Annotated in this window: 27 protein-coding genes; 13 read left to right on the top strand and 14 right to left on the bottom strand. The window is 41.1% G+C overall.

Translation table 11 applies throughout. The annotated features are described in order from the left end of the window. Positions 1-20 precede the first annotated feature (20 nt). Positions 21-785, bottom strand: a complete 765-nt coding sequence (locus tag CEF17_RS10350) for an ATP-grasp domain-containing protein (RefSeq protein WP_100399455.1) — start codon at positions 783-785, stop codon at positions 21-23. A gap of 192 nt (positions 786-977) precedes the next feature. On the opposite strand from CEF17_RS10350, the gene CEF17_RS10345 reads away from it, so the two are divergent. Beyond that, the gene (locus tag CEF17_RS10345; protein WP_100399454.1) at positions 978-1,421 is read left to right on the top strand and encodes a YlbF/YmcA family competence regulator; all 444 of its coding nucleotides are present in this window, start codon (positions 978-980) and stop codon (positions 1,419-1,421) included. A gap of 200 nt (positions 1,422-1,621) precedes the next feature. Here the strand turns inward: CEF17_RS10345 and CEF17_RS10340 are convergent, their stop codons facing one another. Next, positions 1,622-2,236, bottom strand: a complete 615-nt coding sequence (locus CEF17_RS10340; protein WP_157843002.1) for a CPBP family intramembrane glutamic endopeptidase — start codon at positions 2,234-2,236, stop codon at positions 1,622-1,624. Continuing rightward, positions 2,220-3,479 (bottom strand): DUF4236 domain-containing protein, encoded by a 1,260-nt coding sequence (locus CEF17_RS10335; protein ID WP_100399452.1) that lies wholly within the window; start codon positions 3,477-3,479, stop codon positions 2,220-2,222. The genes CEF17_RS10340 and CEF17_RS10335 overlap by 17 nt, the downstream gene beginning before the upstream one ends. 83 nt (positions 3,480-3,562) lie before the next feature. On the opposite strand from CEF17_RS10335, the gene CEF17_RS10330 reads away from it, so the two are divergent. Next, positions 3,563-3,991: an SRPBCC family protein gene (locus CEF17_RS10330; RefSeq protein ID WP_100399451.1), complete on the top strand. Its 429-nt coding sequence runs from the start codon at positions 3,563-3,565 to the stop codon at positions 3,989-3,991. 347 nt (positions 3,992-4,338) lie between these two features. Here CEF17_RS10330 and cbpB read toward each other — a convergent pair whose 3' ends face one another. The 3 genes from cbpB to CEF17_RS10315 form a co-directional block, all read right to left on the bottom strand. Further along, positions 4,339-4,773 carry a cyclic-di-AMP-binding protein CbpB gene (cbpB, locus tag CEF17_RS10325; protein WP_100400875.1) on the bottom strand — a complete coding sequence of 145 codons (435 nt, stop codon included), beginning with the start codon at positions 4,771-4,773 and terminating at the stop codon, positions 4,339-4,341. A 372-nt stretch (positions 4,774-5,145) separates the two neighbouring features. Next, positions 5,146-5,925, bottom strand: coding sequence for a divergent polysaccharide deacetylase family protein (locus CEF17_RS10320; protein WP_198508943.1), 780 nt, complete (start codon positions 5,923-5,925; stop codon positions 5,146-5,148). A 119-nt stretch (positions 5,926-6,044) separates the two neighbouring features. After that, positions 6,045-6,350 (bottom strand): MerR family transcriptional regulator, encoded by a 306-nt coding sequence (locus tag CEF17_RS10315; RefSeq protein ID WP_054635234.1) that lies wholly within the window; start codon positions 6,348-6,350, stop codon positions 6,045-6,047. A 222-nt stretch (positions 6,351-6,572) separates the two neighbouring features. Here CEF17_RS10315 and bioB point away from each other — a divergent pair, with 222 nt between their 5' ends. The 4 genes from bioB (at position 6,573) to CEF17_RS10295 (ending at position 10,892) form a co-directional block, all read left to right on the top strand. After that, on the top strand, positions 6,573-7,589 hold the full coding sequence (gene bioB, locus CEF17_RS10310) for a biotin synthase BioB (protein WP_100399449.1): 1,017 nt from the start codon (positions 6,573-6,575) through the stop codon (positions 7,587-7,589). Positions 7,590-7,666: 77 nt separating this feature from the next. Continuing rightward, complete coding sequence (locus CEF17_RS10305; RefSeq protein ID WP_100399448.1) at positions 7,667-8,455, top strand: PRC-barrel domain-containing protein; 789 nt, start codon at positions 7,667-7,669, stop codon at positions 8,453-8,455. Between the two features lie 256 nt (positions 8,456-8,711). Then, entirely contained in the window at positions 8,712-9,053 is a 342-nt protein-coding gene (locus CEF17_RS10300) for a hypothetical protein (protein ID WP_100399447.1), read from the top strand. A 471-nt stretch (positions 9,054-9,524) separates the two neighbouring features. Further along, positions 9,525-10,892 carry an aspartate kinase gene (locus CEF17_RS10295; protein ID WP_100400874.1) on the top strand — a complete coding sequence of 456 codons (1,368 nt, stop codon included), beginning with the start codon at positions 9,525-9,527 and terminating at the stop codon, positions 10,890-10,892. Between the two features lie 48 nt (positions 10,893-10,940). Here the strand turns inward: CEF17_RS10295 and CEF17_RS10290 are convergent, their stop codons facing one another. The 4 genes from CEF17_RS10290 to proB all read right to left on the bottom strand — a co-directional run bounded on the left by CEF17_RS10290 (position 10,941) and on the right by proB (position 15,236). Continuing rightward, positions 10,941-11,810 (bottom strand): ion transporter, encoded by an 870-nt coding sequence (locus CEF17_RS10290; RefSeq protein WP_100399446.1) that lies wholly within the window; start codon positions 11,808-11,810, stop codon positions 10,941-10,943. A gap of 202 nt (positions 11,811-12,012) precedes the next feature. After that, the gene (gene proC / locus CEF17_RS10285; RefSeq protein WP_100399445.1) at positions 12,013-12,852 is read right to left on the bottom strand and encodes a pyrroline-5-carboxylate reductase; all 840 of its coding nucleotides are present in this window, start codon (positions 12,850-12,852) and stop codon (positions 12,013-12,015) included. A gap of 11 nt (positions 12,853-12,863) precedes the next feature. Next, positions 12,864-14,111 carry a glutamate-5-semialdehyde dehydrogenase gene (locus CEF17_RS10280; RefSeq protein WP_100399444.1) on the bottom strand — a complete coding sequence of 416 codons (1,248 nt, stop codon included), beginning with the start codon at positions 14,109-14,111 and terminating at the stop codon, positions 12,864-12,866. Positions 14,112-14,132: 21 nt separating this feature from the next. Next, positions 14,133-15,236: a glutamate 5-kinase gene (proB, locus tag CEF17_RS10275; protein ID WP_100399443.1), complete on the bottom strand. Its 1,104-nt coding sequence runs from the start codon at positions 15,234-15,236 to the stop codon at positions 14,133-14,135. A 458-nt stretch (positions 15,237-15,694) separates the two neighbouring features. Between proB and CEF17_RS10270 the strand changes: the two genes are divergently transcribed. Continuing rightward, positions 15,695-16,477 carry an SDR family NAD(P)-dependent oxidoreductase gene (locus CEF17_RS10270; RefSeq protein WP_100399442.1) on the top strand — a complete coding sequence of 261 codons (783 nt, stop codon included), beginning with the start codon at positions 15,695-15,697 and terminating at the stop codon, positions 16,475-16,477. A 35-nt stretch (positions 16,478-16,512) separates the two neighbouring features. Here CEF17_RS10270 and CEF17_RS20010 read toward each other — a convergent pair whose 3' ends face one another. Next, positions 16,513-16,653, bottom strand: coding sequence for a hypothetical protein (locus tag CEF17_RS20010; RefSeq protein WP_157843001.1), 141 nt, complete (start codon positions 16,651-16,653; stop codon positions 16,513-16,515). A gap of 122 nt (positions 16,654-16,775) precedes the next feature. Here CEF17_RS20010 and CEF17_RS10265 point away from each other — a divergent pair, with 122 nt between their 5' ends. Next, complete coding sequence (locus tag CEF17_RS10265; RefSeq protein ID WP_100399441.1) at positions 16,776-17,042, top strand: hypothetical protein; 267 nt, start codon at positions 16,776-16,778, stop codon at positions 17,040-17,042. A gap of 47 nt (positions 17,043-17,089) precedes the next feature. Here CEF17_RS10265 and CEF17_RS10260 read toward each other — a convergent pair whose 3' ends face one another. After that, entirely contained in the window at positions 17,090-17,410 is a 321-nt protein-coding gene (locus tag CEF17_RS10260) for a hypothetical protein (RefSeq protein ID WP_100399440.1), read from the bottom strand. A gap of 170 nt (positions 17,411-17,580) precedes the next feature. Here CEF17_RS10260 and CEF17_RS10255 point away from each other — a divergent pair, with 170 nt between their 5' ends. Further along, positions 17,581-17,856 (top strand): YlbG family protein, encoded by a 276-nt coding sequence (locus tag CEF17_RS10255; protein ID WP_054635241.1) that lies wholly within the window; start codon positions 17,581-17,583, stop codon positions 17,854-17,856. 137 nt (positions 17,857-17,993) lie between these two features. Here CEF17_RS10255 and CEF17_RS10250 read toward each other — a convergent pair whose 3' ends face one another. Beyond that, positions 17,994-18,383, bottom strand: coding sequence for a DUF7147 family protein (locus tag CEF17_RS10250; RefSeq protein ID WP_100399439.1), 390 nt, complete (start codon positions 18,381-18,383; stop codon positions 17,994-17,996). A 378-nt stretch (positions 18,384-18,761) separates the two neighbouring features. On the opposite strand from CEF17_RS10250, the gene rsmD reads away from it, so the two are divergent. Together rsmD and coaD are read left to right on the top strand one after the other, a co-directional pair. After that, positions 18,762-19,367 (top strand): 16S rRNA (guanine(966)-N(2))-methyltransferase RsmD, encoded by a 606-nt coding sequence (gene rsmD, locus CEF17_RS10245; RefSeq protein WP_442857435.1) that lies wholly within the window; start codon positions 18,762-18,764, stop codon positions 19,365-19,367. A 10-nt stretch (positions 19,368-19,377) separates the two neighbouring features. After that, positions 19,378-19,869 (top strand): pantetheine-phosphate adenylyltransferase, encoded by a 492-nt coding sequence (gene coaD, locus CEF17_RS10240; RefSeq protein ID WP_100399438.1) that lies wholly within the window; start codon positions 19,378-19,380, stop codon positions 19,867-19,869. A 33-nt stretch (positions 19,870-19,902) separates the two neighbouring features. Here coaD and ylbJ read toward each other — a convergent pair whose 3' ends face one another. Then, positions 19,903-21,123 (bottom strand): sporulation integral membrane protein YlbJ, encoded by a 1,221-nt coding sequence (ylbJ, locus tag CEF17_RS10235; protein WP_100399437.1) that lies wholly within the window; start codon positions 21,121-21,123, stop codon positions 19,903-19,905. A 142-nt stretch (positions 21,124-21,265) separates the two neighbouring features. Between ylbJ and CEF17_RS10230 the strand changes: the two genes are divergently transcribed. Beyond that, the gene (locus tag CEF17_RS10230; RefSeq protein WP_100399436.1) at positions 21,266-22,066 is read left to right on the top strand and encodes a patatin-like phospholipase family protein; all 801 of its coding nucleotides are present in this window, start codon (positions 21,266-21,268) and stop codon (positions 22,064-22,066) included. Next, positions 22,056-23,099 carry a YlbL family protein gene (locus CEF17_RS10225; RefSeq protein ID WP_100399435.1) on the top strand — a complete coding sequence of 348 codons (1,044 nt, stop codon included), beginning with the start codon at positions 22,056-22,058 and terminating at the stop codon, positions 23,097-23,099. Before CEF17_RS10230 ends, CEF17_RS10225 begins: the two co-directional genes overlap by 11 nt. Positions 23,100-23,271: the final 172 nt, after the last annotated feature.

Genomic DNA, 23,271 nt, shown 5'->3' with positions numbered 1-23,271 from the left:
TTTTCAGGAGGCATCGTTTTTTAGTGAGATATCGCTTCTATTATATAATCTTCAGCTCGGATACCTTTCTCCTGAAATCCTTGATTTCCAAATAAGACATTAAATTCTAAAAAATAGTATTGATTCCTAGCAAATACAAGGTCAAATCCCGCATGATTGATTCCTAAATGCAAGGCAGTTTCCAGTGCTAAATCCAACGCTTCCTGAGGTATATTATCAAAGGAAATAGTGCCGCCCTGGGCGATGTTATTATAAAAACTGCTCTCATCATTAATTCGCCAGTAAGCATTTACCACTTTATTTCCAATGACACAAACGCGTAAATCTTTGTTGATGGGAAGATATTCCTGCACATACAGGGTGCTGTTACTTTGTGCGTAATCTTTAAAGTCATCCTGGTTGTTAATGAGAAACACACCTTTTCCCATAGAGTTACGACTTTCTTTGCCTACAAAAGGAAAGGGAAACGTAAGAAGGATATTTTCAAGGCTTTCCTTTGAACGCCCATGGATTTCAGTGTAGGGAACGTGTGAAGGGCAGACACTAAGCAACGCCCTTGTCATTTCGATTTTGTCATAGCCGAGATGGATCGTTTCTATAGAAGGAAAGATTTTCTTTTTCATTCCATATACAAGGGCATTTACCTGCCATTTTTCAGGAAAAAGACATATATCAGCTTGTAAGATCTTTTCTTTTTCGAGAGGATGAAACATATTTTCAGGCTTAATATATTGAATATTTGGAATCCCGATGGTTCGGAAAGGATTAAACGTTACTATTTTCATGAATGCTCCTCCTGAGATAGTATGCTTGCGTAACCATACATTACGAAGAATATTATACGAAGCTAATGAACTTCCGGTCAATCTTCTTCTATGATTTTACAAAACTAATATTACAGAGTGGCTTTTCATTAGAAGCTTCCTTTCACCAACAACCTGGTACGTGTTATACTATCTCTATTCGGAGGTGGATCTATGACTACAATGGTTTCAACGCCGGCTGATGTCCTTGCTGCTTCGGCAGCTCTTGGAGATTTAGTCATTCGATCAGAAGTGTTTCAAGCTTATCTTACTTGCAAAGAACGAATGGATGAGGATTCTGAAGCTCAGGAGCTCATTTCTCGTTTTACCCATATAAAAGAACAATATGAGGAAGTTCAGCGCTTTGGTAAGTACCATCCAGATTATAAGACAGTTTCTACCAATGTTCGACAGTTAAAACGCCAGCTTGATGTAAATGACTCGATCGGCGCCTTTAAAAATGCTGAAAAGGAGCTCGAGTCCCTATTAAATGAAATCAGCGCTGAAATTGGCTATGCTGTGTCACCAAATATAAAGGTGCCAACGGGTAATCCTTATTTCGATAACCTTTCTTGTGGAGGGGGCTGTGGCTCCGGTGGAAGCTGTGGCTGCGGGTAAGCTCGCTGATTGGGCGAAAGCCAGGAAGATTGAGGAAATTTGGACAAAAACGTCTTAATGAAAGAGAGTTCCAATTATCATGTTACATGGTAATTGGAACCTTTTTTTATTATACGCCTTTTCAAATGTATGGGTGTAAACACATAGGGAGAATCCCCTTGGTCTTCAAACAAGGAAAAGGTACTTCCTTGGTGTGGTTATTATGCAAGAGGAAAGAGGTAAAGCAGCAAGATGTTAAAAAGGAGATGGGAAAGGATGCACAAGCGAATATCCTGAAATCGCAAGTATAGCCATCCCCATAACAATCCTCCGGCGATGGCTGCGGTGATCAACAAAAAAGAGCCGCTTGTTATGTGAGCGGAGGCGTATAACAGAGTGGCAACGGCAACCTTTAACGGAGGGGATAAAGGTAAATTTTCCTGTACATAGCCGCGCCAGAATAATTCTTCAACAGGAATAATTAAAAGGAGAAGAAAAAGATGATGCCACCACTGGACAGGCATAATTGTTTCGTAAAGATTTGTAATTTCAATATTGAGCTCCGGGAGAAACCGGTTAATTATTATGCTTGCAAGGTATACAGCTAGATAAAAAAGGACAGCCGTTATAAGGCCGAAGGCAGCTATAACAGTCAGCCTGCTTTTTTGTTTCATATGGGTTCCTAGAATGGCAGTAACCCCTAAAACAGCGATAGCAGGCGGAAAGAAATACCAAAAAAGATGGGAGGGGAGCGCAAAAACTCCCCACAATAAAATGTGGGCAAGAAGGAGTCCTGTCCACAATGGAATGTTCTTGTACTTATGCTTGCTTTTCATAAACAGTAATTTCCTCTGGCTCATATGGAGTAATTGGTTTGAAAATATACGTTTTTGTTGCGTCAATCCTTGGGTGGAACTGCTTAAAGGATTGTATCGGATGAACTTGTCTCATTTTTAAGGTGTATAAGGTTTCTCGATCAACATCTATGCTATACAAGTACCATTCGTTATCATGACCTGTAACTGGATCAGGTTCGATCGTATAGCCAGACAGGACGATACGATCACATTGTGGCAGCAAGGAGAAGATATAGGATGATAAATATAGCGCCGCTCCTCCAACCATCTTTGCATAATGGTTCCGTTGTTGTTTCTTGGACTTCCTTTCAATTTTTAGTTTACCGGATTTTAAGATCGAAGCCTTAGAAACTGGAACCACTTGAAGTGGAGGAAGCTTTACATCGACATAGACGGTTTTAGGGCCGAGTACTTGAAAGTCAATGTCTGTATCTATCGGGAAGTCCAGCTTTTCAAGCCCCATTGTGAGCCATTCATCCATGGCCTCAAGGCTTCCTGCCATCATGCGGTGAAGTAAATCTATTCGATAGGTTCTTTCTCGTTTGGCAAGTTCTACAAGCTCATCATAGGAAACTTGTTCATTATTAAAGGTTTCAATGGTTCGTTGTTTAACGCGTTCATTAAACTCGTCTTTTTGCTTGGGAGAAAGGAAACGAAGTACCTTTAAAAAAGAAGATGTTTCATTTTCAAGCTTTGCTTTTTCCCGCAAGTAGATCTCTTCTCGCTGTGGAGGAGTAGCAGTCACTGTAGTTTCTTCCCTAATTTCATTTTCAATTTCACTTACTGTCTTAGGAGGTGAAAGCTCATGATGAATTTCCAGCAGTTTTGTTGTCTGTTCATTGATTTCCCGTTCTTTTTCTTTATACAATTCTTTTAATTTAGAAGCATTTTGTTTTTTTAATTCCCGCAAATGATTAGCAGGCAGTTCATCACCCATCCTGTCCACAAAGGTAAATGAATGAGAAGAATCATCGTAGACAAGGTTTGCATCATAGGAAAGCTTCTCAGTAGATTCATAGTGCCTTTGCCCGGCAGCCCCTTTATCCAGCCGTGATCGGTATGACAATCCGCTTCCAGGGATACCAATGTTTCCATAGAGACCTTTTTTTCCAAGGGAGACAGATGCCCCTTGACGGCCCACAGTTGTGCTGATTCCCCGTTTACTGAAGTTTAACCTTACACCAGGTGCTACGCTGACACGTTTTTGAAAACGAAAACTCATATGATTATCGCTCCTTTCGACCTGTTAATGTTTATTGTACAAGAAAAAGAAGGAATATAAAAAACAAAAGGGGGGGGAAGGGTATGTTTTCAGGAGAATTCACTTATGAAACGACAATACATGATAAGAAAGAAGACGTTTGGGAATTTTTCTTATACACAAGTAACCTCGAAAAGCTAAGTGGTTTTCCAAAGGTGAAAGTAGTTGATGGTGAAAGAACGGAGGAAGGGGAAACGATCCAGCTTCAGATAAAGGGAGGGCTTGTTTCTCCAGTCTGGAAAGCCCGAATTACGGAGGTAAACGAAGGGAATTATTTTATCGATAAAGGAGAAAAGCTTCCCTTTCCTTTTATTACGTGGCAGCACATTCACAGATTTATAGAAGAGGATAATATGACAATTATGAAAGATGAGGTCGCTTATACTTCATGGCTTCCTCCCGCAGTGGTGAAAACAGGGCTTAAACAAATGTTTAAGGACAGAGAAAAAAAAATAAAAACTATATTTTCTTGAAAAACGGTAAAAAATGAGGCAGGGGCAGAACTTACTTTCCTATCTAAGGAAAAAAGGCTCCAATTATCAACTTTTGATATTTAGAAACTTGGCTTATTCAGAAAATGGATAAACTTTGAGTATCATGAAAACCGTGAAAGTTTTTAATGATTGTGCAAAATCACGAATAGAAGACACAGTGAAAGCGAATGGAATGAAGCTTGAACGGATGTCTCATTTGTGTATAAGGTGGATGCAAGTGTATCTTTGACCAATCAATAGAATACTGAAATCCAAAAAAGAGCTCTCACTGATGTGAGGGCTCTTCATCTTGGGTGGGTTTTGTTCCAGCTTCTGGCAGGTAAGCTTTACTTTCGAAGGTACCGGTTAATCAGAGCCAGAATAGACCTTCTCGTTAAAATACCGATAAAGGATCCAATGTCATCTTCAATACAGACAAATGGGTGATTGATAGAGAGAGTCAAGGCTTTTCCAAAGGTTTCATCCTTGTTCATTCTTGGTATTTTCTCGGACATGACATCCTTGACTTTTATTTCGTGTAGACGTTCCATTTCAATTCGCTCGATACCCAATATTGAATCCAGAATTTGTGCTTTACTTATTTGCCCGCATACCTTGTAATCTTGGTCCAGTACGGGAATAGCGGTATAGCCAGATTTAATGAGAACAAGCAGGGCATGGTCCAGCGGGTTGTTTAATTGGACGTGAGCTACTTTCTCTTCTGGTATCATTAGTTCTTTTATTTCGTTGTCCATAATCTGGCTGTTTTTTAAAGTTTGCATCATTTTTATCACTTTCTTTCTTTGTGTAGTTAGGAAAGGTAAAAGAAAGTGGGTTCCATCGATCCCAATTCTATCATAGGAAGAATGGTTTCTAATGTCAATAAGTACATGTAAGCGCATTCTTGTCTTAATCCCACTCTATTCACCGATCTGAGCAAATGGAGGGCCACAAATTATTCAGGTACAAATTTATTTTGCAGACTCTTTTCCACATATGAACATACCCGCTTTATAGAGAGAGTAAACCATTTGAATAACCTTTTTCTGGAAAACGAGACTTATATCAATGACGGGGGCTTCTTCGTAATATTACTAAGCTGTAACGAAAAAGCGATTGCCTGTAAAAAGCCCTTCTTCATTTGAAGGGCGCTGCTAATATTCCCAGAAAGAAAAAGGGTTGCGTGATATGTTAGAAAGAGTCAGTTTGGAAGCGGGAACGATTTCTGTTCCTGTTGATTTTAAAAAAGAAAGACCCTCTTTGATTCCTGTCACCGTTTCCTCCCCCTTAATACCAACATGTCCGATTGCGATTGTCTTTGCATCCGATTCTGTCCTTTTTGCCATGTGTTTCATTTGTTGTTTAACCTCTGCAGCTGAAGACAAAGTGTCATCTAAGAACACATCTCTTACTTCGTAAGGGATACCCATACTTTCACAAAGCTCAGGGATCAATGAACGAGGATTTGTACCGCTGTCGATGACGTAAAGCTGATTTTCCTTTGCTGCTTCAAGAACCCCGGAAATGGCTTCAGAGGTTTCTACTACTTTGGAGCCCATATGGTTGTTAAGTCCTTTCACATGAGGAAGACTGTCTATAGCTTTTTGAGTGGCCTGTTTTGCTTCTTCTTTTGTCATCTCTGCGCGGATAGCACCAGGTCCAAGCCAGGATGCTTTTCCTTTAAGAGGTTCCATCGGCAAATGAAGCATTACTTCGTGACCTTTTTCCGCAGCCAGGACTGCCTGCTTATGGCTGTCTTCCATAAAAGGCATAATCGCAACCGTGAGAGGAAGATCTAAATCAAGCATTTCTTCTACGCCCTTCACCTTGCCGCCAAAGTCATCAATAATAAGTGATACTTGAGGAGGAGGAGGAGCAGCATTTACTGAAGTGACATAACAGGAGAAAAAAAGCGGGAGAAGACAAAGTGCCATCCAGTATTTCACGTGAGGTCATCCTTTCTTTTCTTAATTATCTTAAAATAGGATTCCCTTTCATACATTCTCTATCCATTAACAAAGAAAGAAGCTTCTATGGGCAGAAGCTTCAATCATTATTTTCTCATGTTAAAGGCTGCGTTAATTTGTCCTCGAAGCATCCGTTCACGAAGCTGTTTGTTCTTTAGTTCACGTTGCTCCATCTTACGTATTTCAAAAGTTTGCATTCCGTCTTCCATCTTATTGGCAATATCAACAAGCCTTTCAACATCCTGAAATGAGTATTTTCTCGTTCCGCCCTTTGATCTTTCCGGGGCTAACAGCTTTCTTTCTTCGTAGTAACGAATTTTTCTTTCTGATAAGCCTGTCAACTCACTTACAACTCCAATAGTTATCACTTTCTTATCCTTGTAAGAAGCCACCCGGATTCCACTCCTTTTACTCTACGATTGCTTTTCTTTTAATAAAATGTTAACACAGATATGGATTACCGACCTCTCTTATGTAAGAAAATCTCACATTAAAAAGTGAGAGTATTTAAAAATGTAAAAAAATCGAAACAATTATGCAATTTTGTAGTTTTCCCTTCCTATTAATGTTAACCTTTAAGTATATTTGGTTAACATTAATGGGAGGGGTCTAATTTGACATTAAAAAATGGATGGAACGAGTGGGGGATTTTAGCAGAAAAGGGGATTAGAAAAGAAACCTTATCAAAAGATGAGGCGCTGGCTGTCTTGCGAGCTGAAGAAGACGAAGTACTTACCATTCTGGATGCTGCGTTTAAGGTCAGGAAGCATTTTTATGGAAAAAAGGTAAAACTAAATATGATAGTGAATGCAAAAAGCGGACTTTGTCCGGAGGACTGCGGATACTGTTCTCAGTCCTCCCAAGCACAAAATGAAATAGACAGATATCCACTTCTGGAAAAAGAGGCTCTTGTCAAGGGTGCGGAGGAAGCGATGCGTCGGAAAGCAGGAACGTACTGTATCGTTGCGAGCGGAAGAGGACCTACCGACAAAGAAGTAGAACACGTGGCTTCTGCTGTAGAAGAAATTACTGCTGCTTATCCACTTAAAATCTGTGCATGTCTCGGAATCTTAAAGGAGCATCAGGCTGTCAGGCTTAAAGAAGCAGGGGTTCATCGATATAACCATAACTTAAATACTCATAAAGATCACCATGGAGAAATAACAACTACTCATACGTACGAGGACAGGGTTGGGACAGTCAACCATGCAAAGGAAGCAGGTCTTTCTCCTTGTTCAGGGTTAATTGCCGGAATGGGAGAAACGGACGAGCAGTTAATTGAAGCCTTATTTGCTCTACGAGAGCTAGATGCAGATTCCATCCCCATTAATCTTTTGCATCCTATCCCAGGGACCAAACTTGAAAACCAAAATGGGGTAGGACCAATGCGCTCTTTAAAAATCCTGGCTTTAAGTCGTTTTATACTTCCACATAAAGAAATCAGAGTTTCCGGAGGAAGAGAAGTGAACCTCCGATCCCTTCAACCGTTAGCTTTGTATGCTGCAAACTCCATTTTTGTAGGAGATTATCTTACAACGGGCGGACAAATTGCTGAATCAGACCATCAAATGATTAAAGATCTTGGTTTTGATATTGAAGAAAATGCTTTAGAAGATGCCATTCTGCCATAGAAAGAGCTGCAGGAAAGTTTGAACTTTTTACAACTGAGGAATGTACATAACCAAAGATTGTTTAAGGAGGAAGGGTTATGTTATTTCCAGCAAAAGATCTTGTCCGCTTTTCTATAGAAGCAACCGACGGTGATATTGGAAAAGTGGACGATTTATTCTTTGAAGAAGATAATTGGACGGTAAGGTATATGGTCGTTAACACAAACCCGTGGCTTCCCGGAGGTAAGGTTCTTATTTCCCCAATTTCTATTGAGAGCGTTGACTTATCAGAAGGAGTAGTGAGGGTTGATCTAACCAAAGACCAGATTAAAGATGCACCTGATATTGACTCAAGTGAAGCAATATCCCGACAAAAAGAAGAAGAGTATCATCAATATTATGGTTTTTCGTATTACTGGCCCTTTGCAGGCTACTGGGGGCATCATGCTTACGCAAGAGATTTAGCAAGCCTTGGAAGTGATGATCTTGCTAATGAAGTTAAAGAGCAGGATACTGAAGAAAATGAGCAGGAAGGACCGAAGCTTAGAAGCGCAAAGGAATTAACAGGAGACTGGACCGGGTATAATATTGTTGCTTATGAAGAAGCTGCAGGCAATGTTTCCAACCTTCTGATTGAAGATAAAACCTGGAAGGTAAGGTATATGGTCGTCAGCTCATCTAAAATGTTTTCCTCTAAAGAAGTTCTCTTATCTACAGATTGGGTAAACGAAGTAGACTGGGTAAACGGTGATATTCACATGAATGTGAACAAGGAAGAAATAGAGCAGGCTCCTGATTATGAAACTGGGAATCCTGTAGAAAGATCCTTTGAAGAAGATCTTTATAGTCACTTCAAAAAAGAAAATTATTGGGATCGGGAGTTGTAATTGCTTTTTATGAATGAATCAGGCTGTTGAGAAAATGTTCTCAACAGCCATTTTTTTTGGTAGTAACTAAAAATAGAGTCTCGTCCATAACAAGTGAGGAAAAATAGGCATTTTGATTATTTAGTGAAGATAAAACTTCTTTTTACTCATGCGAGCCGGCAGCGTGTATAATAAACTTGGTTTCTGTTTACATAGGATTGAAAATCTTTGAAAGCATATTTAGAAAAAAGAAAGAGAAAAGAAAGGATTTAAATGAATGAAAATCGTTGTATCTACAATGGCTGCCTTACTTGGCATCCTGATTATTCTAGGATTCTTTGTCTCTACAAGCCTGTATGCACCCGAGGGTGTAAGGGTGATTATTGATCACACCAACCAGACATATGTATCGCCTCCATGTTTTGAGGAAGCTGAGCTCACGAATAATCTTCAGGAGGTGGCTTTAGAGCATGCTGTTACGCTGGGTTATGAAGCAGAAGCAGGATGCACGTCGGACAGCTTAGTTGAAGAGGATGTCTCACTAAATCTAGCCTTACTTAAAGAAATGGGAATTGTACCTACAAAATGGGCTGAATGGCCCGATCATATGGCGAACTAGTCACCTTCCTTAATTGGAAGGTGTTTTCATTCCTATTTTTTTAAATACACCATAGCCTAAGCTCCATTTCTATGGTAAAAATATAATATTACAGTTTTTTTTGAAGAAAGATCAAAAAGAAGTATCTCATAGAAAAAAGAAGCTTAAAAGAGTTATATACAGGGTAATACGGATAAAAGGATACTGGCTTTTGCAGCAAAGTACAACGAAAAATATAAAACATCACCTCATCAAGAAGTAAGTTTATTGAATATTTGCTAAATGAAGGAAGAATGAGTGTGATTAACACTATCTGCTATTGATTGAATGAGATTGACCAGTCAATGAATCTCACACTCCTATTTCCGGATAATTACGATATAATGCCAGCAAACACCTTTTGAGTGTGACTATGCATTGTGATAGCCTTATCTTTGGAGAATATTTAGAAAATGAAGAGAAAAAAAACAGTATGGGAGTTGTAAATTGGAGATGAAAGTAGCCAAATTTGGTGGTACATCCTTAGCTAGTGCAGAACAAATTAAGAAAGTCGCAGATATTATCACTTCTGATAATGACCGAAGACTAGTGGTTGTCTCAGCACCAGGAAAAAGAACGGATGAAGATACGAAAGTCACTGATTTACTTATTCGCTTAGGTGAAACATACTTAGAGAAAAAGGAAGCGGAGAAGGAACTTCAGGATGTGGTTGAGCGTTTTAGCGATATCGCAGCTGGCTTGAATTTAGATGAAGAGATAGTAAAAACAATTGAAGATGACCTTAGAAGCCGTCTTTCATATGATACCGCAAACCCTGAGCAGTTTATGGACCAGATCAAAGCAGCAGGGGAAGATAACAATGCGAAAGTGGTAGCTCGTTATCTTCAAAGCATTGGTGTAGTTGCTGAGTATGTGAACCCTCAAGAGGCAGGGTTATATGTAAGTGATGAGCCAGGAAATGCTCAAGTGCTTCCTGAAGCGTACGATCACCTTTATAAATTGCGTGAAAAAAATGGGGTATTAGTCTTCCCTGGATTTTTCGGTTATTCCAAAGAAGGCCGGTTAGTTACGTTTTCACGTGGAGGGTCTGATATTACTGGCTCTATCGTTGCGGCAGGGGTACAGGCAGAACTTTATGAAAACTTTACTGATGTAGATTCAGTATTTGCTGCAAACCCTAAGGTAGTAGAAGAGCCTGTAGCGATTAAAAGAATGACATACAGAGAAATGAGAGAGCTATCTTATGCAGGGTTTGCGGTCTTTCATGATGAGGCATTAATCCCTGCGTTTAGAAAATCCATCCCTGTGTGCATCAAAAATACGAATAATCCTCAAGGCAGCGGCACAATGATTATCGCAGAAAGAGAATATGCATTAAATCCAATTATAGGAATTGCAGCCGATAAAGGCTTTAGCACTATTTATGTGCGTAAGTATTTAATGAACCGTGAAGTTGGTTTTGGACGTCGTTTATTAGAAATCATTGAGGACGAGGAGATTTCTTACGAGCATATTCCATCAGGTATTGATGATACTTCTGTCATTCTCGAAGACAGCCAGATGACTCCGGAAAAAGAAGAGCGCATTATACGCAGAATTATGGATGAATTAGGTGCAGATGATGCATATATAGAAAGAGGATTTGCTATGATCATGCTTGTTGGAGAAGGCATGCATGAAACAGTAGGCATTGCTGCTAGAGCCAGCAAAGCTTTATCTGATAATGGAGTAAACATTGAAATGATCAACCAGGGTTCCTCTGAGGTCTCACTGGCCTTCGGTATTAAAGAGGAAAATGTTGATAAAGCCATCAGTGGCCTTTATGAAGAATTTTTCAGTGCAAAAACAGTGCTTCAATAATAATTCATAAAAAAGCAGCCTTTTATAGGCTGCTTTTTTATGAGTTTCCTAGTTTTTTATATTTTTATTCTGCTCGATCAAAAGCTCTTTAAGCTCTGCAACTTCCTTTCGCAGCTCTTTTATATCTGTTTCTTGTTCCTCATGTCCTTTTGCCAGTTCTTTATGATCTTCCTTTAGGTCAGCTTTCACATCCGGAAGCTCCAGTTCATTGGCTTTTTCCACATTATTTACAATGACCCCGATAAAGAGGTTAAAGACAACGAACGTTCCAACAAGGACGAACGCTACAAAGTATATCCAGGACCATGGATCTTCCGCAAAAATCGGGCGCATGACGCCGCTTGCCCATGATTCCAAGGTAACAACCTGGAAGAGAGTCAGTAAGGAAAGTTCAAGATTCCCAAAGTATTCAGGTGCTATATCAGCATACAGCATCGTACCGATCACAGCAAAAATGTAAAAAATGATGCTCATCAGGATAAGAATATTTCCTAAAGCTGGTATTGTCATAAGAAGTGCATCTACTAATCTACGCAAAGAGGGGATGACAGAAATCATCCGAAGAACACGAAGGACGCGTAGTACCCTTAGCACGGTGACAAAGTGCGCTCCAACAAAAATATGGCTCGCTGCAACAATTAAAAAGTCAAACCAGTTCCACGCACCTTTAAAGAAAGAGGTGAAAGGTTTAGCCGCGTACATACGAAGGGCAATTTCTATAGTGAAAATCCAGATGAGAATCCGGTCGGCTAAAAAGAAAGTATCTCTGTTGGCTTCGTAAACACCTGGATAAGTTTCAATACCGACAATAATGGCATTAATAATAATGATAGTGAGGACGGTGTAAGTGAACGCAGGGTGGTTCACCAATACAGCGGCTTTTTCGCGCATCGTCCTGGGCTTTTTTTCTGTTGACATACAAGGTTTGCCTCCACTTTCCTATTTAAATAAAGAGCTGCAACTTAGGCTGAAATCACGACAAAACCCAGTCGTTATGATTCTACTAAACTTTATCTCTAGAGGGAAGGGTTTAAGATTCAACTATTTTGTGAAGGTTCTCTGAAGAGACTAATTCCGTAAAAAAAGGCTTTGGATATCCCAAAGCCTTTCATGAAGGAAGTCAAGAGGAGGTCGGTGTTTTGCTGGAGGCCCCAAGTTCCTCTGAACGCTTGACTGCGCGTTCAATTGCTTTTTGTAAACCATGCTGGACACCATGACTTTCAAGGACCTCAAAGGCAGCTTCGGTAGTGCCTCCCGGGCTCATGACCTCTTTATATAATTCTCTGGAGGTCTTGTCTGTGTTCTGAAGTCTTTTAGAAGCTCCGTAAAGGGTCTGGATAATTAGTTCTTTGGCTTCTTGCTCTTCAAGTCCTGTTTCCCTTGCTGCTTGTTCCATGGCTTCAACGATATAATAAACATAGGCAGGACCACTTCCTGATAAACCAGTGACAGCATCCAACTTGCCTTCTTCCAGGGTAGTTACAGTGCCAATGGCCTGAAACAAACTCTGGCTGACAGCAAGGTCCTGCTTGGAAGCAAAACTGCCTGGAGTCATAGCCGTTGCAGATGCTCCCACCTGTGCTGAAGTATTTGGCATGGTGCGGATAATAGGGATTTCTTTTTGGCAAAGCTTTTGAATGTATGCTGTGGAAATGCCGGCCAGAACAGATATGAGAAGCTGATTTTCAGCTAAAACGCTTTGGATATCAGAGATGGCTTCCTCTACATGCTTTGGCTTTACAGCTAATACTATAATATTTGCTTTTCCGACAGCTGCTTCTTTATCTGAAGTAGTATTAATCCCGTACTGATCTGAAAGGTACGTTAACCGTTCTTTTTCTGAGTTATTTGTTGCAGTGATTTGTTCAGGAGCCAAAAGCTCTTTACTGAGCAGGCCGCCAATAATGGATTCTGCCATGGATCCTGCACCCACAAACGTCACATGATAGTTACGCAGCATTTTTATTCCTCCTAGCCTTTGATTTGGCCATTGCCTTTAATAAGATATTTCGTGGAAGTTAATGCTTTTAGACCCATTGGCCCTCTTGCATGAAGCTTTTGTGTGCTGATACCGATTTCTGCTCCAAAGCCAAATTCGAATCCATCAGTAAAGCGGGTCGACGCGTTATGATATAAGGCTGCAGCATCCACATTGGCAAAAAAGCTCTCTACATTCTCTCTTGTTTCACTGATGATCGCTTCTGAGTGGCTGGTGCCATGCTTTTTAATATGAATAATCGCTTCCTCGGCACTGTCCACGATTTTCATAGACACTGTCAAATCTAAATACTCTGTATCCCAGTCTTTTTCAGTAGCTTCTGCAACAGCAGAGTCATACTTACGTACATTGGCGTCACCGCGAATAGTAACATCTTTGTCTTGTAAAGCATGAAGAAGATGAGATAAATGGTCTTTAGCCCATTTATCATGCACAAGTATGGTTTCGGCTGCATTGCAGACAGAAGGACGCTGGGTTTTGGCATTAATTGCAATGGATAATGCCATGTCTTTTTCAGCTGTTTCATCAATGTATATATGGCAATTTCCTACTCCCGTTTCAAGCACTGGCACGGATGCCTGTTTGACCACTGTTTGGATCAGGTTTGCGCCTCCACGGGGGATCAATACATCTAAATACTCATTCATCGTAAACATGGTAGAAGCAGCTTCCCTGGAAGTGTCTTGAACGAGCTGAACAGCTTCCTTTGGCAGCCCGCTTTTCTCCAAAGCAGAGTGGAGGGAGGACACAATCGCTTGATTGGACGAAAAAGCAGAGGAACTGCCTCTAAGAAGAACGGCATTTCCTGTTTTTAATGATAAAGCAGAGGCATCGACTGTAACATTTGGCCTTGCTTCATAGATCATGCCAATGACACCGATTGGCACACGGATATTTTGAATATCCAGTCCATTTGGCTGTGTCCAGGACTCAATCTCTTCACCGACCGGGTCAGGCAGCTCGACAATTTGTCTCATGCCTTCAGCCATATCCTTAATTCGTTCTTCTGATAAGCGAAGTCGATCTAAAAGAGTGGAAGAGAAGCCTTTCTTTTCTCCTTCTTCCAGGTCTTTTTTATTGGCAGACAGGATTTTATCACTATCTAATTCAAGCTGTTCTGCCATCTTTTGAATGGCTTCATTTTTTATTGATGTAGAAAGAGGCGCTAACACAGCAGCAGCTTCTTTCGCCCGTTTTCCTTGTTGATAAATCGCATCCATGTATGAAACATCCTTTCCTTTTTAGCTGTGCACCCAGTCATCTCTGTGGATGACTTCGGCGCGCGCGGTTTTTGTGTAATAAAGGGCTTCCTGTGACGGTTTCCCTTTTATTTGTTTAAGCTCAGTAGAAGAGACATTGATTTGCCCTTTTCCAAGAACATTTCCTTTTTCATCAATCACTTCTACCACAGCTCCTTTAGAAAAGGAGCCATAAAAATCTACCACTCCTGCCGGAAGCAGGCTTTTCCCTTTATAAAGGATAGCATCCCTTGCACCATCATCAATAATGACCTGGCCTGAGACTTGTGAGTGGAGAGAGATCCATTGCTTTTTGTTTTTTAAAATAAATGCACCGGGAAAACCAATATACGTACCGTCCCCTTTACCAGATAAGATATCCCTCAGCGCTCCCTCGTTTTCCCCAGAGCCAATAAAGCAGCTTACTCCTAAAGAAAGAGCGGTTTTTGCAGCTTCCAGCTTAGAACGCATGCCACCTGTCCCAACCTTGCTCCCAGAAGAACCTGCCTGAGTAAGGAGTTCCTCGGTAATTTCGGGTAGGAAATGATAACGTTTGGCTGAAGGAGTGTCATTAGGGTTAGCATCATAAATCCCATTAATATCTGTCAGGATAATTAATGTCTGGGCATGAACCAGTCCGCTGACCAGAGCAGATAACAGGTCATTATCACCGAATGTCAACTCATCGACTGCGATGGAATCATTTTCGTTTATAATAGGAAGGACTTTTCGGTGAAGGAGTTCAGTTAATGTTGTATAGGCATTTTTGTGCTGGGACCTGCTTGAAAAGTTATCGCGTGTTAAGAGGATTTGACCAGCCGAGATGTTATGTTTTTTTAATTCTTCGGTATAAGCCTGCATTAATATTCCTTGGCCTACTGCAGCTGCTGCTTGTTTTCCGCCAATGGTTACAGGTCTTGAAGGATAACCGATTTCTGTGAATCCGGCTGCCACTGCTCCTGAGGAAATGAGGATGACCTCATGCCCGGCTTGCTTTAGGTCAGCAATCTCATTCACATACCCTTGAAGCTTTTCGCGGCTTAATCCACCCTTTGCATTTGTTAGAGAACTGCTACCGATTTTTATGACAATTCTTTCCTTGGCCATGTTTATCACCTGGTTCTTATTATTTCACAGCTCGTAAAGAGACATTTTCTGAAATGCTTTTCAATAAAAAAAGCCCTTCTGTCCAGTAAAGGACGGAAGGGCTTCATTCCGCGGTACCACCTTTTGTTGACGCAATCTAAACGTCCACTCGCTTACCCTTATCGCGGGAAACGGTCGGGTTTATCCCCGACGGCTCCAGGGCAGGTTCGAAAACTTCACAGCGATGAAACCTTTCAGCCTAAGGGTTTCATTCTCTGACGCTTGAATGATAATCTACTATTCCCTTTCAACACCTGATCGATCAATTTATATTACATTATGTGTTGTAAAGAGAAGAAATGTCAAGATCTCCCCTAAAAAAATTGAAACTCAACTTTACTTACATGGGGATCAGATGTAAATGATAGAATGAAAATAACTGGCAAAGAAAATGATCTATAGCAAAGAGAGGAATCGTCATGAAAAATAAAGTCATTGTTATTACAGGCGCGTCAAGCGGACTAGGAGCGTGGATCGCACGTGCTGCTGCCAGAAAGGGAGCAAAGGAGCTAGTCCTTATCGCAAGGTCAGAAGATAAATTACTTTCTTTAAAAGAGGAAATCATAAAGTTAGGTGGCAATGCGATGGTGCTTCCTGGAGATATTACAGAAACGGAGCAGGTGATTAAAGGGGTAGAAAAGATCCTGAGGGAAAAAGGGCATATCGATGTTCTTATCAACAATGCAGGTTATGGATTGTTTGAAAAAGTGATTGATACGCCAATTGAAGATATACAAGGGATGTTTGCTGTTAATGCAGTCGGTCTTATTCAAATGACTCGGGCCGTCCTTCCTTCTATGACAGCCAGAAAACAAGGTCATATTATAAACATTTCTTCTCAGGCCGGCAAAATTGCGACTCCAAAATCGGCGGTTTATTCTGCAACGAAGCATGCTGTTCTTGGCTTTACAAACAGCCTTCGCATGGAAGTGGAGGACGATGGAATCATTGTAAGTGCCGTTAATCCCGGCCCGATAAAAACCCCATTTTTTGAGAAAGCAGATAAACAAGGTACCTATGAAAAAAATGTTGAGAAATTTATGCTGTCTCCTGATAAGGTGGCAAGAAACACCCTGAAGCTTATTAAGAAGCCAAAGAGAGAAATGAATCTCCCTTTGTGGATGAACGCAGGGGCTAAGATTTATGGAATAGCACCGAGGTTATTGGAAAGAGCAGCTGGAAAGCAGTTTAAACAAAAATAAAATCAGCTAGGCATGGCTGCTGATTCTCTGATAATCTACATCATAGGCAGCTTCATGGCGGCTTCGGTCAGGGACCGGCTGCTCTTTAATAGTTCTTCTTCGGTAAAAGGAAGGAAGTCATCGCCGGATACTTGGATATAGATGCTTTTTAAATTTTTTAGGGGGGATAATATCACTCATTTTTCACCCTTCTTTGTTGGAACTACACGTTATTTTAACAAAAAGAGGACATTACGAGGGAAAAGAATGCATAGGTGCAGGTGTGTTTGTTAAAATAAAGAGCGAGGAAACGTAGGAGGTGCCGAAAATTCAACCAAGGAAATTATTTACATGGGTAGGAATTGGTTTAGCCATCTTATGGTGCGTGGCGATTATGCTTCAATTTACACAATATGCTATTGGGGATGCGGTGATAGGTTCCTTATTCATCATTGTTTGTGTAGGAGTGTTTCTTACCTTATATTATCTTCATGAAAAAGGAAATAAGCATCTAAAAACCATTAATGGTGTATTGTTTCTCATTGGAACAGGCTCATTAGTCACCGCTGTTGTCCTAGCCTTTTAAGAGTAGCTGTTTTTCTGCCTTTTGGCAGGAAAGCAGCTGTTTCACGTTTAGGGGCCGTTTTGAAAACGAACGCAGTCGACACACCCTTTTCCACAGCAAAATCTTTTCTCCAATGGAACCTGAAAGCGAAGGGAATAGACATATTCGTTTAAAGGCTCATCCATGCGTACAAAAGTTAAAAAAGTAGTCAGCTGCTTTCCTTTGGCTGCATACGCAGCGGCTTTTCTTAGGCTTTCCTCAACTAGACTTTGCCGGTGTATAGCTTCAACATAAAGGAAATTGATGCCAGCTATCTTTTTTCGTTGAATATGTATAGAAGGATGGTTTTCATGAAGATAGATAAAAAAACGTTTCCATGCTTCTTCCATTACCTTTTGCTCCTTTCCTTGGATAGGTAAAGAGATTTAATACACATAGTAGGAGGCGTACTTCAATAATAAAAGAAAGAATGACTATGGAAATTACTGTCTGATATTGCCGTTTTGCAAAAGTCATGCTAGACTAGGAGCAAACCTACGTACAAAGGAGCGGGCATGCCATGATCACAGAACGTCAAGGGTTGGCCGTCTGGCTGCGTTCATTGAAACATGTCCGGCAGCTGCGAAAATTTGGCAACGTTCATTATGTTTCGAAAAAGATGAAATACGCAATCGTCTATTGTAATAAAGAAGATACGGATGAAACAGCGAAGAAAATAGAATCACTTCACTATGTTAAAAAAGTAGAACCATCGATGCGTCCTTATGTGAGTACTGAATATCAAAGCAAAGTACCCGATAAGGTTAAATCCTACGACTATAACATGGGATTGTAGTCCCCCGGAATTGTTCCGGGGGTTTTTTTAATGCGTAGGAGGCGGGGTGTCATGGGTGATGAGTGAGAAATGAGCTTACTATTTTCTACGTGCCTCTTTTGCACAACATAAGACCTGTATGCAATCAGTTTTGACTGCTAAGAAAGGGGAGTAAGATACTTATTCATTCGTAAGATGCCTATTAAATATTGATAATATAACCCTTTTTCTGGAAACATACTGGATGGTTTTACCGATAAAGGGATAATATTCTTGTTAAGGGAGCTGGCTGCTTTATAGACCATGTCAAAACGCTGGGTGGATTTATGTTCAGGATTTAAAAGACCTTCCCTGCATATATATACCGGCTGAAAGTGGTTCTCCCCTGAAGGAGTGAAGACAGCGGCAATGGAAGAAACATTTCGGCTGTTAATTTCCGTATCTAATCTTAATATGTATTTTACACGATGGCTATTCGCTTCAACGAGCGCAAGCCATTCAAAAATATCCGCGTAGCCTTCTCCAAGCTCGATAAATCGCTGTATCATATCCTTGTCTCTCCTTTTTATTTGCTTTTCTAGCTCTACATAACTAAGCATACCACTGCTTTCTCACTTCAGAAAAGAAAGGGATTAACATGGAAGGGTCCGGAGCCAAAAAAAAACCCCCTGCGCCGAAGCGTGGGGGGCGCCTGCCATATTAAGCAAGCAATGGGAGAGGAGAAACCGGAGGAAGAACTTATGGGGAAACGTAAGTCTTCTCCGCGGTTGTCAGCAACATGGGGTCATGCTGCTATCCACATTATAAACCGGGGCGGAATTTTTTATACACGATTTCCAGAAAACAAGAAAAATTGACGGTTACAGGTCCTTAGCTGAATGAATTAAGGTTTTTCCCTTTTTATGTTAGGATGATATAGGATAATAATGACAGCAAATAAAGGCGGGCATGCTATGAGAGTAATATCAGGAACACGAAAAGGACAGCCCTTAAAAGCTGTACCAGGTACAAATACACGCCCAACGACTGATAAGGTTAAAGAATCTATTTTTAACAGGATCGGTCCATATTTTGCAAGTGGGCGAGGTCTGGACCTGTATGCAGGAAGCGGCGGCCTTGGAATTGAAGCGATCAGCAGAGGGCTGGAGCATATGATTTTTATAGATTCATCCAGACAGGCTCTGCAAACACTTCGTTCAAACCTAAAGGCGTGCAGGTTTGAGGACCAATCGGAAGTATATAAAAATGATTCGCTCAGAGCTCTAAAAGCCTTAGCAAAGAGGCACGCAGCATTTGACGTCATATTTTTAGATCCTCCTTATGCAAGTCAAAAGCTGGCACAGGAAGTAGAGCTGTTTTTAGAATATGAATTATTAAACCCCGGCTGCCTTATTGTCTGTGAGCATGATGCAAACGTACAATTGCCAGCTAAAATAAAAAACGTAGTAATGGAGCATGAAGATAAATACGGAGATACAAAGGTAAGTATTTTCTCTTATCTTGGATTACAGCAAAATAACGAAGAGGAATAGAGGTGGCACAATGGCAAGTATTGCGGTGTATCCAGGGAGTTTTGATCCTGTGACCAATGGCCATTTAGACATTATTGAAAGAAGTGGAAAAGTTTTTGACCACGTGGTCGTTGCTGTGCTTCATAATCGAAGCAAAACACCCTTTTTTTCTGTAGATGAACGAGTAGCTATGCTTGAAGAAGCTACAAATACAATGGGGAATGTAGAAATCGATTCCTTTCATGGCTTGCTCGTTGATTATATGAAAGAAAAAGAGGCAAGGACAATTGTAAGGGGATTGCGAGCGGTCTCTGATTTTGAATACGAGATGCAGGCTGCATCCATTAATAGAAAGCTTAACCCCGAAATAGAGACTTTCTTCATGATGACAAACAACCAATATTCTTACTTAAGCTCAAGTATTGTAAAAGAAGTGGCTAAATACGAAGCGAACGTTTCCGGATTGGTTCCTACCGTGGTGGAAAAGGAGCTGCTTAAGAAATTTGCTGATGAGAACAGGTGAAAAGGCACTCTGCAAGGAGTGCCGTTTTTATACTCAGCGAACATACAGAAAAAGCTTCCTGGCTCGAAGAAAAACATAGACTACCAGCATGATAAAAGTAAATAAGCCTCCCCATGCCAGGAAAGTTTCCCAGTATGAGGATAAGGCAGTGGAATCGTCAGATGAAAAAACAGGAATGAACTGCTCAACAGCAGCTTCCTTGCTCTCATAAAGAGGTTCCCATAATAAAAGAGCCAAAGCTGCAGCGAAGAATCCGTGAAATATTCTGGCAATAAAAAAAGGTTTAAAACGAATATCGGTTTCAGCTAAGAGACTGGCCACTTGGGCCTGTACGGAAAAACCACTGAAAGCAAGGATAAAGCTTGTTACAACAGCCTGCTCTTTCAGGCTGGCGCCTGTTGTTTCACTTGCCAGCCGGCCCCCTAAAGTGATTTCAAATAATCCTGATATAAAAGGGAGGCTTAAGTCAGCGGGAAGCTTTAAAATGAGAAAGAAAGCAGCTAATGCAGAAGCAAGAAGTGATGCAATATTTACGAGATGCAACAACTCATTGAATACGGAAAATAAAATAATAAACCCGCCAATCATTAATAACGTATCTATGGATGAGCGGACAGCATCCCCAAGCTTTTTCCCAAAAGGTCTCGTATCCTTCATTCTTTCTTTATGAAGAAGGTCGGCAGCATAACTAAGGGAAATTTTTGTACTTGGTGGAGTAGAAAATGATCCTGACGGCTCACTACTTCCGTGGAAACGCATGACAAGTCCTACGCAAAGATTGCCTAGGTAATGGGCAGCGGCTAACACTAACCCTAGTTGGGGGTCATGGAAAAAACCGACAGCTATGGCCCCCATAATGAATAATGGATTTGAGGAGTTAGTAAAGGATACAAGGCGTTCAGCCTCAGTTTTTGAAATTATATTTTCCTGCCGCAGCCTTACTGTCAGCTTCGCTCCGGCCGGGTACCCTGACGCTAGGCCCATGGCCCAGACAAACCCTCCCGTTCCAGGGACTCTGAACAAAGGTCTCATTAGTGGCTCAAGCATGGCTCCAAGGAAGCTGACTACTCCAAAGGCGATCAACAGTTCAGAAAGGATAAAAAATGGAAGCAGGGAAGGGAACACCACTTCCCACCACATTGTAAGGCCTCTAAGGGAAGCTTCAAAAGATTGTTTTGGAAACACCATCAAAGAAACCGCGACAGAGACGGCCCCTGCTGCGAGTAAAAGTGACTGAGCTTTTGCTCTTTGCAAATGCTTGCCTCCTTCGCTGGAAAATAAGTAAGATAAAAATCCCAGCTTATTTCAATCAAGAATTGGACATGTTTTGTAATCAATATACGCGGACGGGCGTAAAGTAGAACCATATCCTTTTTGTAAAAGGAGTGCTGACCTTTTGGAAAAACAACAACCTTTGATCGGACTTGCACTAGGTTCAGGAGGAGTGAGGGGTTTCGCCCATATTGGTGTCATTAAAACTCTTCTTAAACATGAGATTCCTATTCATTTTGTGGCAGGAAGCAGTATGGGAGCTTTGGTCGGAGCGATGTACGGAGCAGGTCACAGCATTGAAAATATGGAAAAGATGGCAGTGATGTTTAGAAGGAAGTTTTATATTGATTTCACTGTTCCTAAAATGGGATTGATTAGTGGTAAACGGTTAAAAGAACTTATTTATATGCTTTCTAAGCAAAAAAATATTGAAGATTTAAAAGTGCCAGTCCATATTGTAGCGACCGACTTAAAAAGCGGGGAGCGTGTCGTGTTTAAGAAAGGACCAGTGGCTGATGCAGTCAGGGCAAGCATCTCTATCCCCGGTATATTCATTCCGGAGAAAATAGAGGGAAGGCTTCTCGTAGACGGTGGGGTTATAGACAGGGTTCCTGCCAGCGTTGTAAAAGAAATGGGAGCGGATCTAACGATAGCAGTGGATGTTTCTTTTTATGAGAGGGAAACTGAAATTTCTTCTATTTATGACGTTATTATGCAAAGCATGGAAATTATGGGCAGACAACTGCTACAATACAGAGAAATAGAAGCAGATATCATGATTCGTCCCATTAGCAAGTATTATAATTCGATTGTATTTGAAGAAGTTAATGAATTAATCGCCCTTGGCGAAAAAGCAGCTGAAGGGCAGATTCACCACATCAAAGAAATGCTGACGAAGTGGAGGGAGAAAAACAATGGAAACTAAGAAAAAAAGGGGGATTTCCAGAAGCTGGATTGCTGTTATTCTAATTATTGCTTTGCTGGCTGTCTATCAAATTCCTCTGCCTTATTATTATTCACAGCCGGGAGAAGCTGTTGCATTAGCTGACATGATAGAAGTGACAGAAGGGTATGGAGAAGAAGGTCAGTTTTATTTAACAACGATCAGGCAGAGAAGGGCCAATCTCCCCTTGTATATGTGGGCGCAAATGAGTGACTACCGGGAGCTGCTCCATGAAGAGCTGTTCCTGCGGAGCGGTGAAACAGATGAGGAATACTTTCATCGGCAGACGATGCTGATGACAGACTCTCAGGAAGCTGCAAAAATAGTCGCCTACCGGGAAGCAGGTCATGAAGTCAACATAGAATATCAAGGGGTTAGAGTCACCGAAGTGATCGATGAAATGGATGCTGCCAATCATTTAGAGGAAGGCGATCTGATTCAGGAAATTAACGGCCAGCGTATAAACACACTAGACGACCTTCATGGTAACCTGGATGAAAAAGAAGCGGGAGATGAAGTGGAGCTTCTTGTTGTCCGGGAAAATGAGGAAATAGAGGTTACTGTAAAAATGGATACTTTTCCTTCTGAAATGGATGATACAGAGCGAGCAGGCCTTGGGATTATGTATCCTGTAACCGAAAGAGAAGTCACCTTCGAGCCGGCGACAAATATTGAAGCCGGCGCCATTGGAGGGCCGTCAGCAGGACTGATGTTTTCTTTAGAAATTTATAATCAATTGACTGAGGGAGACATAACCAAGGGCTTGAACATTGCAGGCTCAGGAAGCATTGATGAAGATGGGAACATAGGAAGGATTGGCGGTATCAAGCAAAAGGTGGTGGCTGCTGAGAATTCCGGTATAGATGTATTCTTTGCCCCCGACGATGATTTAGGAGAAATCTCTAATTATGAGGAAGCCATGGAAGCTGCCGAGGATATCAATGCAGAAATGGAAGTGGTAGCGGTTGAGACTTTTGACGATGCCATCACTTTTTTAGAAAGCTACGAGCCCTAGGCTGATCAGCACTTTATAATGGAAAGAGGCTGGGACAGTAAATAAGGCTCCAATTATCGTCTTTGATAATTGGAGCCTTATTTTTGGCTTCAACATTGTTGGTTATCCGGCTGAACGCAGGAAGTCACTGAAGGTTTCATCGGGCATGGGTTTCACGGTAAAAGCAACGTCC

Source organism: Bacillus sp. FJAT-44742, assembly GCF_002797315.1.
In the GTDB taxonomy this organism is placed as follows: Bacteria; Bacillota; Bacilli; order Bacillales; family Marinococcaceae; genus Thalassorhabdus; species Thalassorhabdus alkalitolerans.
Note: the sequence above shows the minus strand (reverse complement) of the source record. Positions and strands in the feature narration are given on the sequence as shown.

Coding starts and splice junctions, on each gene's coding strand:
- CEF17_RS10350 (WP_100399455.1), bottom strand. CDS start 785: ATGAAAATAGTAACGTTTAATCCTTTCCGAACCATCGGGATTCCAAAT.
- CEF17_RS10345 (WP_100399454.1), top strand. CDS start 978: ATGACTACAATGGTTTCAACGCCGGCTGATGTCCTTGCTGCTTCGGCA.
- CEF17_RS10340 (WP_157843002.1), bottom strand. CDS start 2,236: ATGAAAAGCAAGCATAAGTACAAGAACATTCCATTGTGGACAGGACTC.
- CEF17_RS10335 (WP_100399452.1), bottom strand. CDS start 3,479: ATGAGTTTTCGTTTTCAAAAACGTGTCAGCGTAGCACCTGGTGTAAGG.
- CEF17_RS10330 (WP_100399451.1), top strand. CDS start 3,563: ATGTTTTCAGGAGAATTCACTTATGAAACGACAATACATGATAAGAAA.
- cbpB (WP_100400875.1), bottom strand. CDS start 4,773: ATGCAAACTTTAAAAAACAGCCAGATTATGGACAACGAAATAAAAGAA.
- CEF17_RS10320 (WP_198508943.1), bottom strand. CDS start 5,925: ATGGCACTTTGTCTTCTCCCGCTTTTTTTCTCCTGTTATGTCACTTCA.
- CEF17_RS10305 (WP_100399448.1), top strand. CDS start 7,667: ATGTTATTTCCAGCAAAAGATCTTGTCCGCTTTTCTATAGAAGCAACC.
- CEF17_RS10300 (WP_100399447.1), top strand. CDS start 8,712: ATGAAAATCGTTGTATCTACAATGGCTGCCTTACTTGGCATCCTGATT.
- CEF17_RS10295 (WP_100400874.1), top strand. CDS start 9,525: ATGAAAGTAGCCAAATTTGGTGGTACATCCTTAGCTAGTGCAGAACAA.
- CEF17_RS10290 (WP_100399446.1), bottom strand. CDS start 11,810: ATGTCAACAGAAAAAAAGCCCAGGACGATGCGCGAAAAAGCCGCTGTA.
- proC (WP_100399445.1), bottom strand. CDS start 12,852: ATGCTGCGTAACTATCATGTGACGTTTGTGGGTGCAGGATCCATGGCA.
- CEF17_RS10280 (WP_100399444.1), bottom strand. CDS start 14,111: ATGGATGCGATTTATCAACAAGGAAAACGGGCGAAAGAAGCTGCTGCT.
- proB (WP_100399443.1), bottom strand. CDS start 15,236: ATGGCCAAGGAAAGAATTGTCATAAAAATCGGTAGCAGTTCTCTAACA.
- CEF17_RS10270 (WP_100399442.1), top strand. CDS start 15,695: ATGAAAAATAAAGTCATTGTTATTACAGGCGCGTCAAGCGGACTAGGA.
- CEF17_RS10260 (WP_100399440.1), bottom strand. CDS start 17,410: ATGGAAGAAGCATGGAAACGTTTTTTTATCTATCTTCATGAAAACCAT.
- CEF17_RS10255 (WP_054635241.1), top strand. CDS start 17,581: ATGATCACAGAACGTCAAGGGTTGGCCGTCTGGCTGCGTTCATTGAAA.
- CEF17_RS10250 (WP_100399439.1), bottom strand. CDS start 18,383: ATGATACAGCGATTTATCGAGCTTGGAGAAGGCTACGCGGATATTTTT.
- rsmD (WP_442857435.1), top strand. CDS start 18,762: ATGACAGCAAATAAAGGCGGGCATGCTATGAGAGTAATATCAGGAACA.
- coaD (WP_100399438.1), top strand. CDS start 19,378: ATGGCAAGTATTGCGGTGTATCCAGGGAGTTTTGATCCTGTGACCAAT.
- CEF17_RS10225 (WP_100399435.1), top strand. CDS start 22,056: ATGGAAACTAAGAAAAAAAGGGGGATTTCCAGAAGCTGGATTGCTGTT.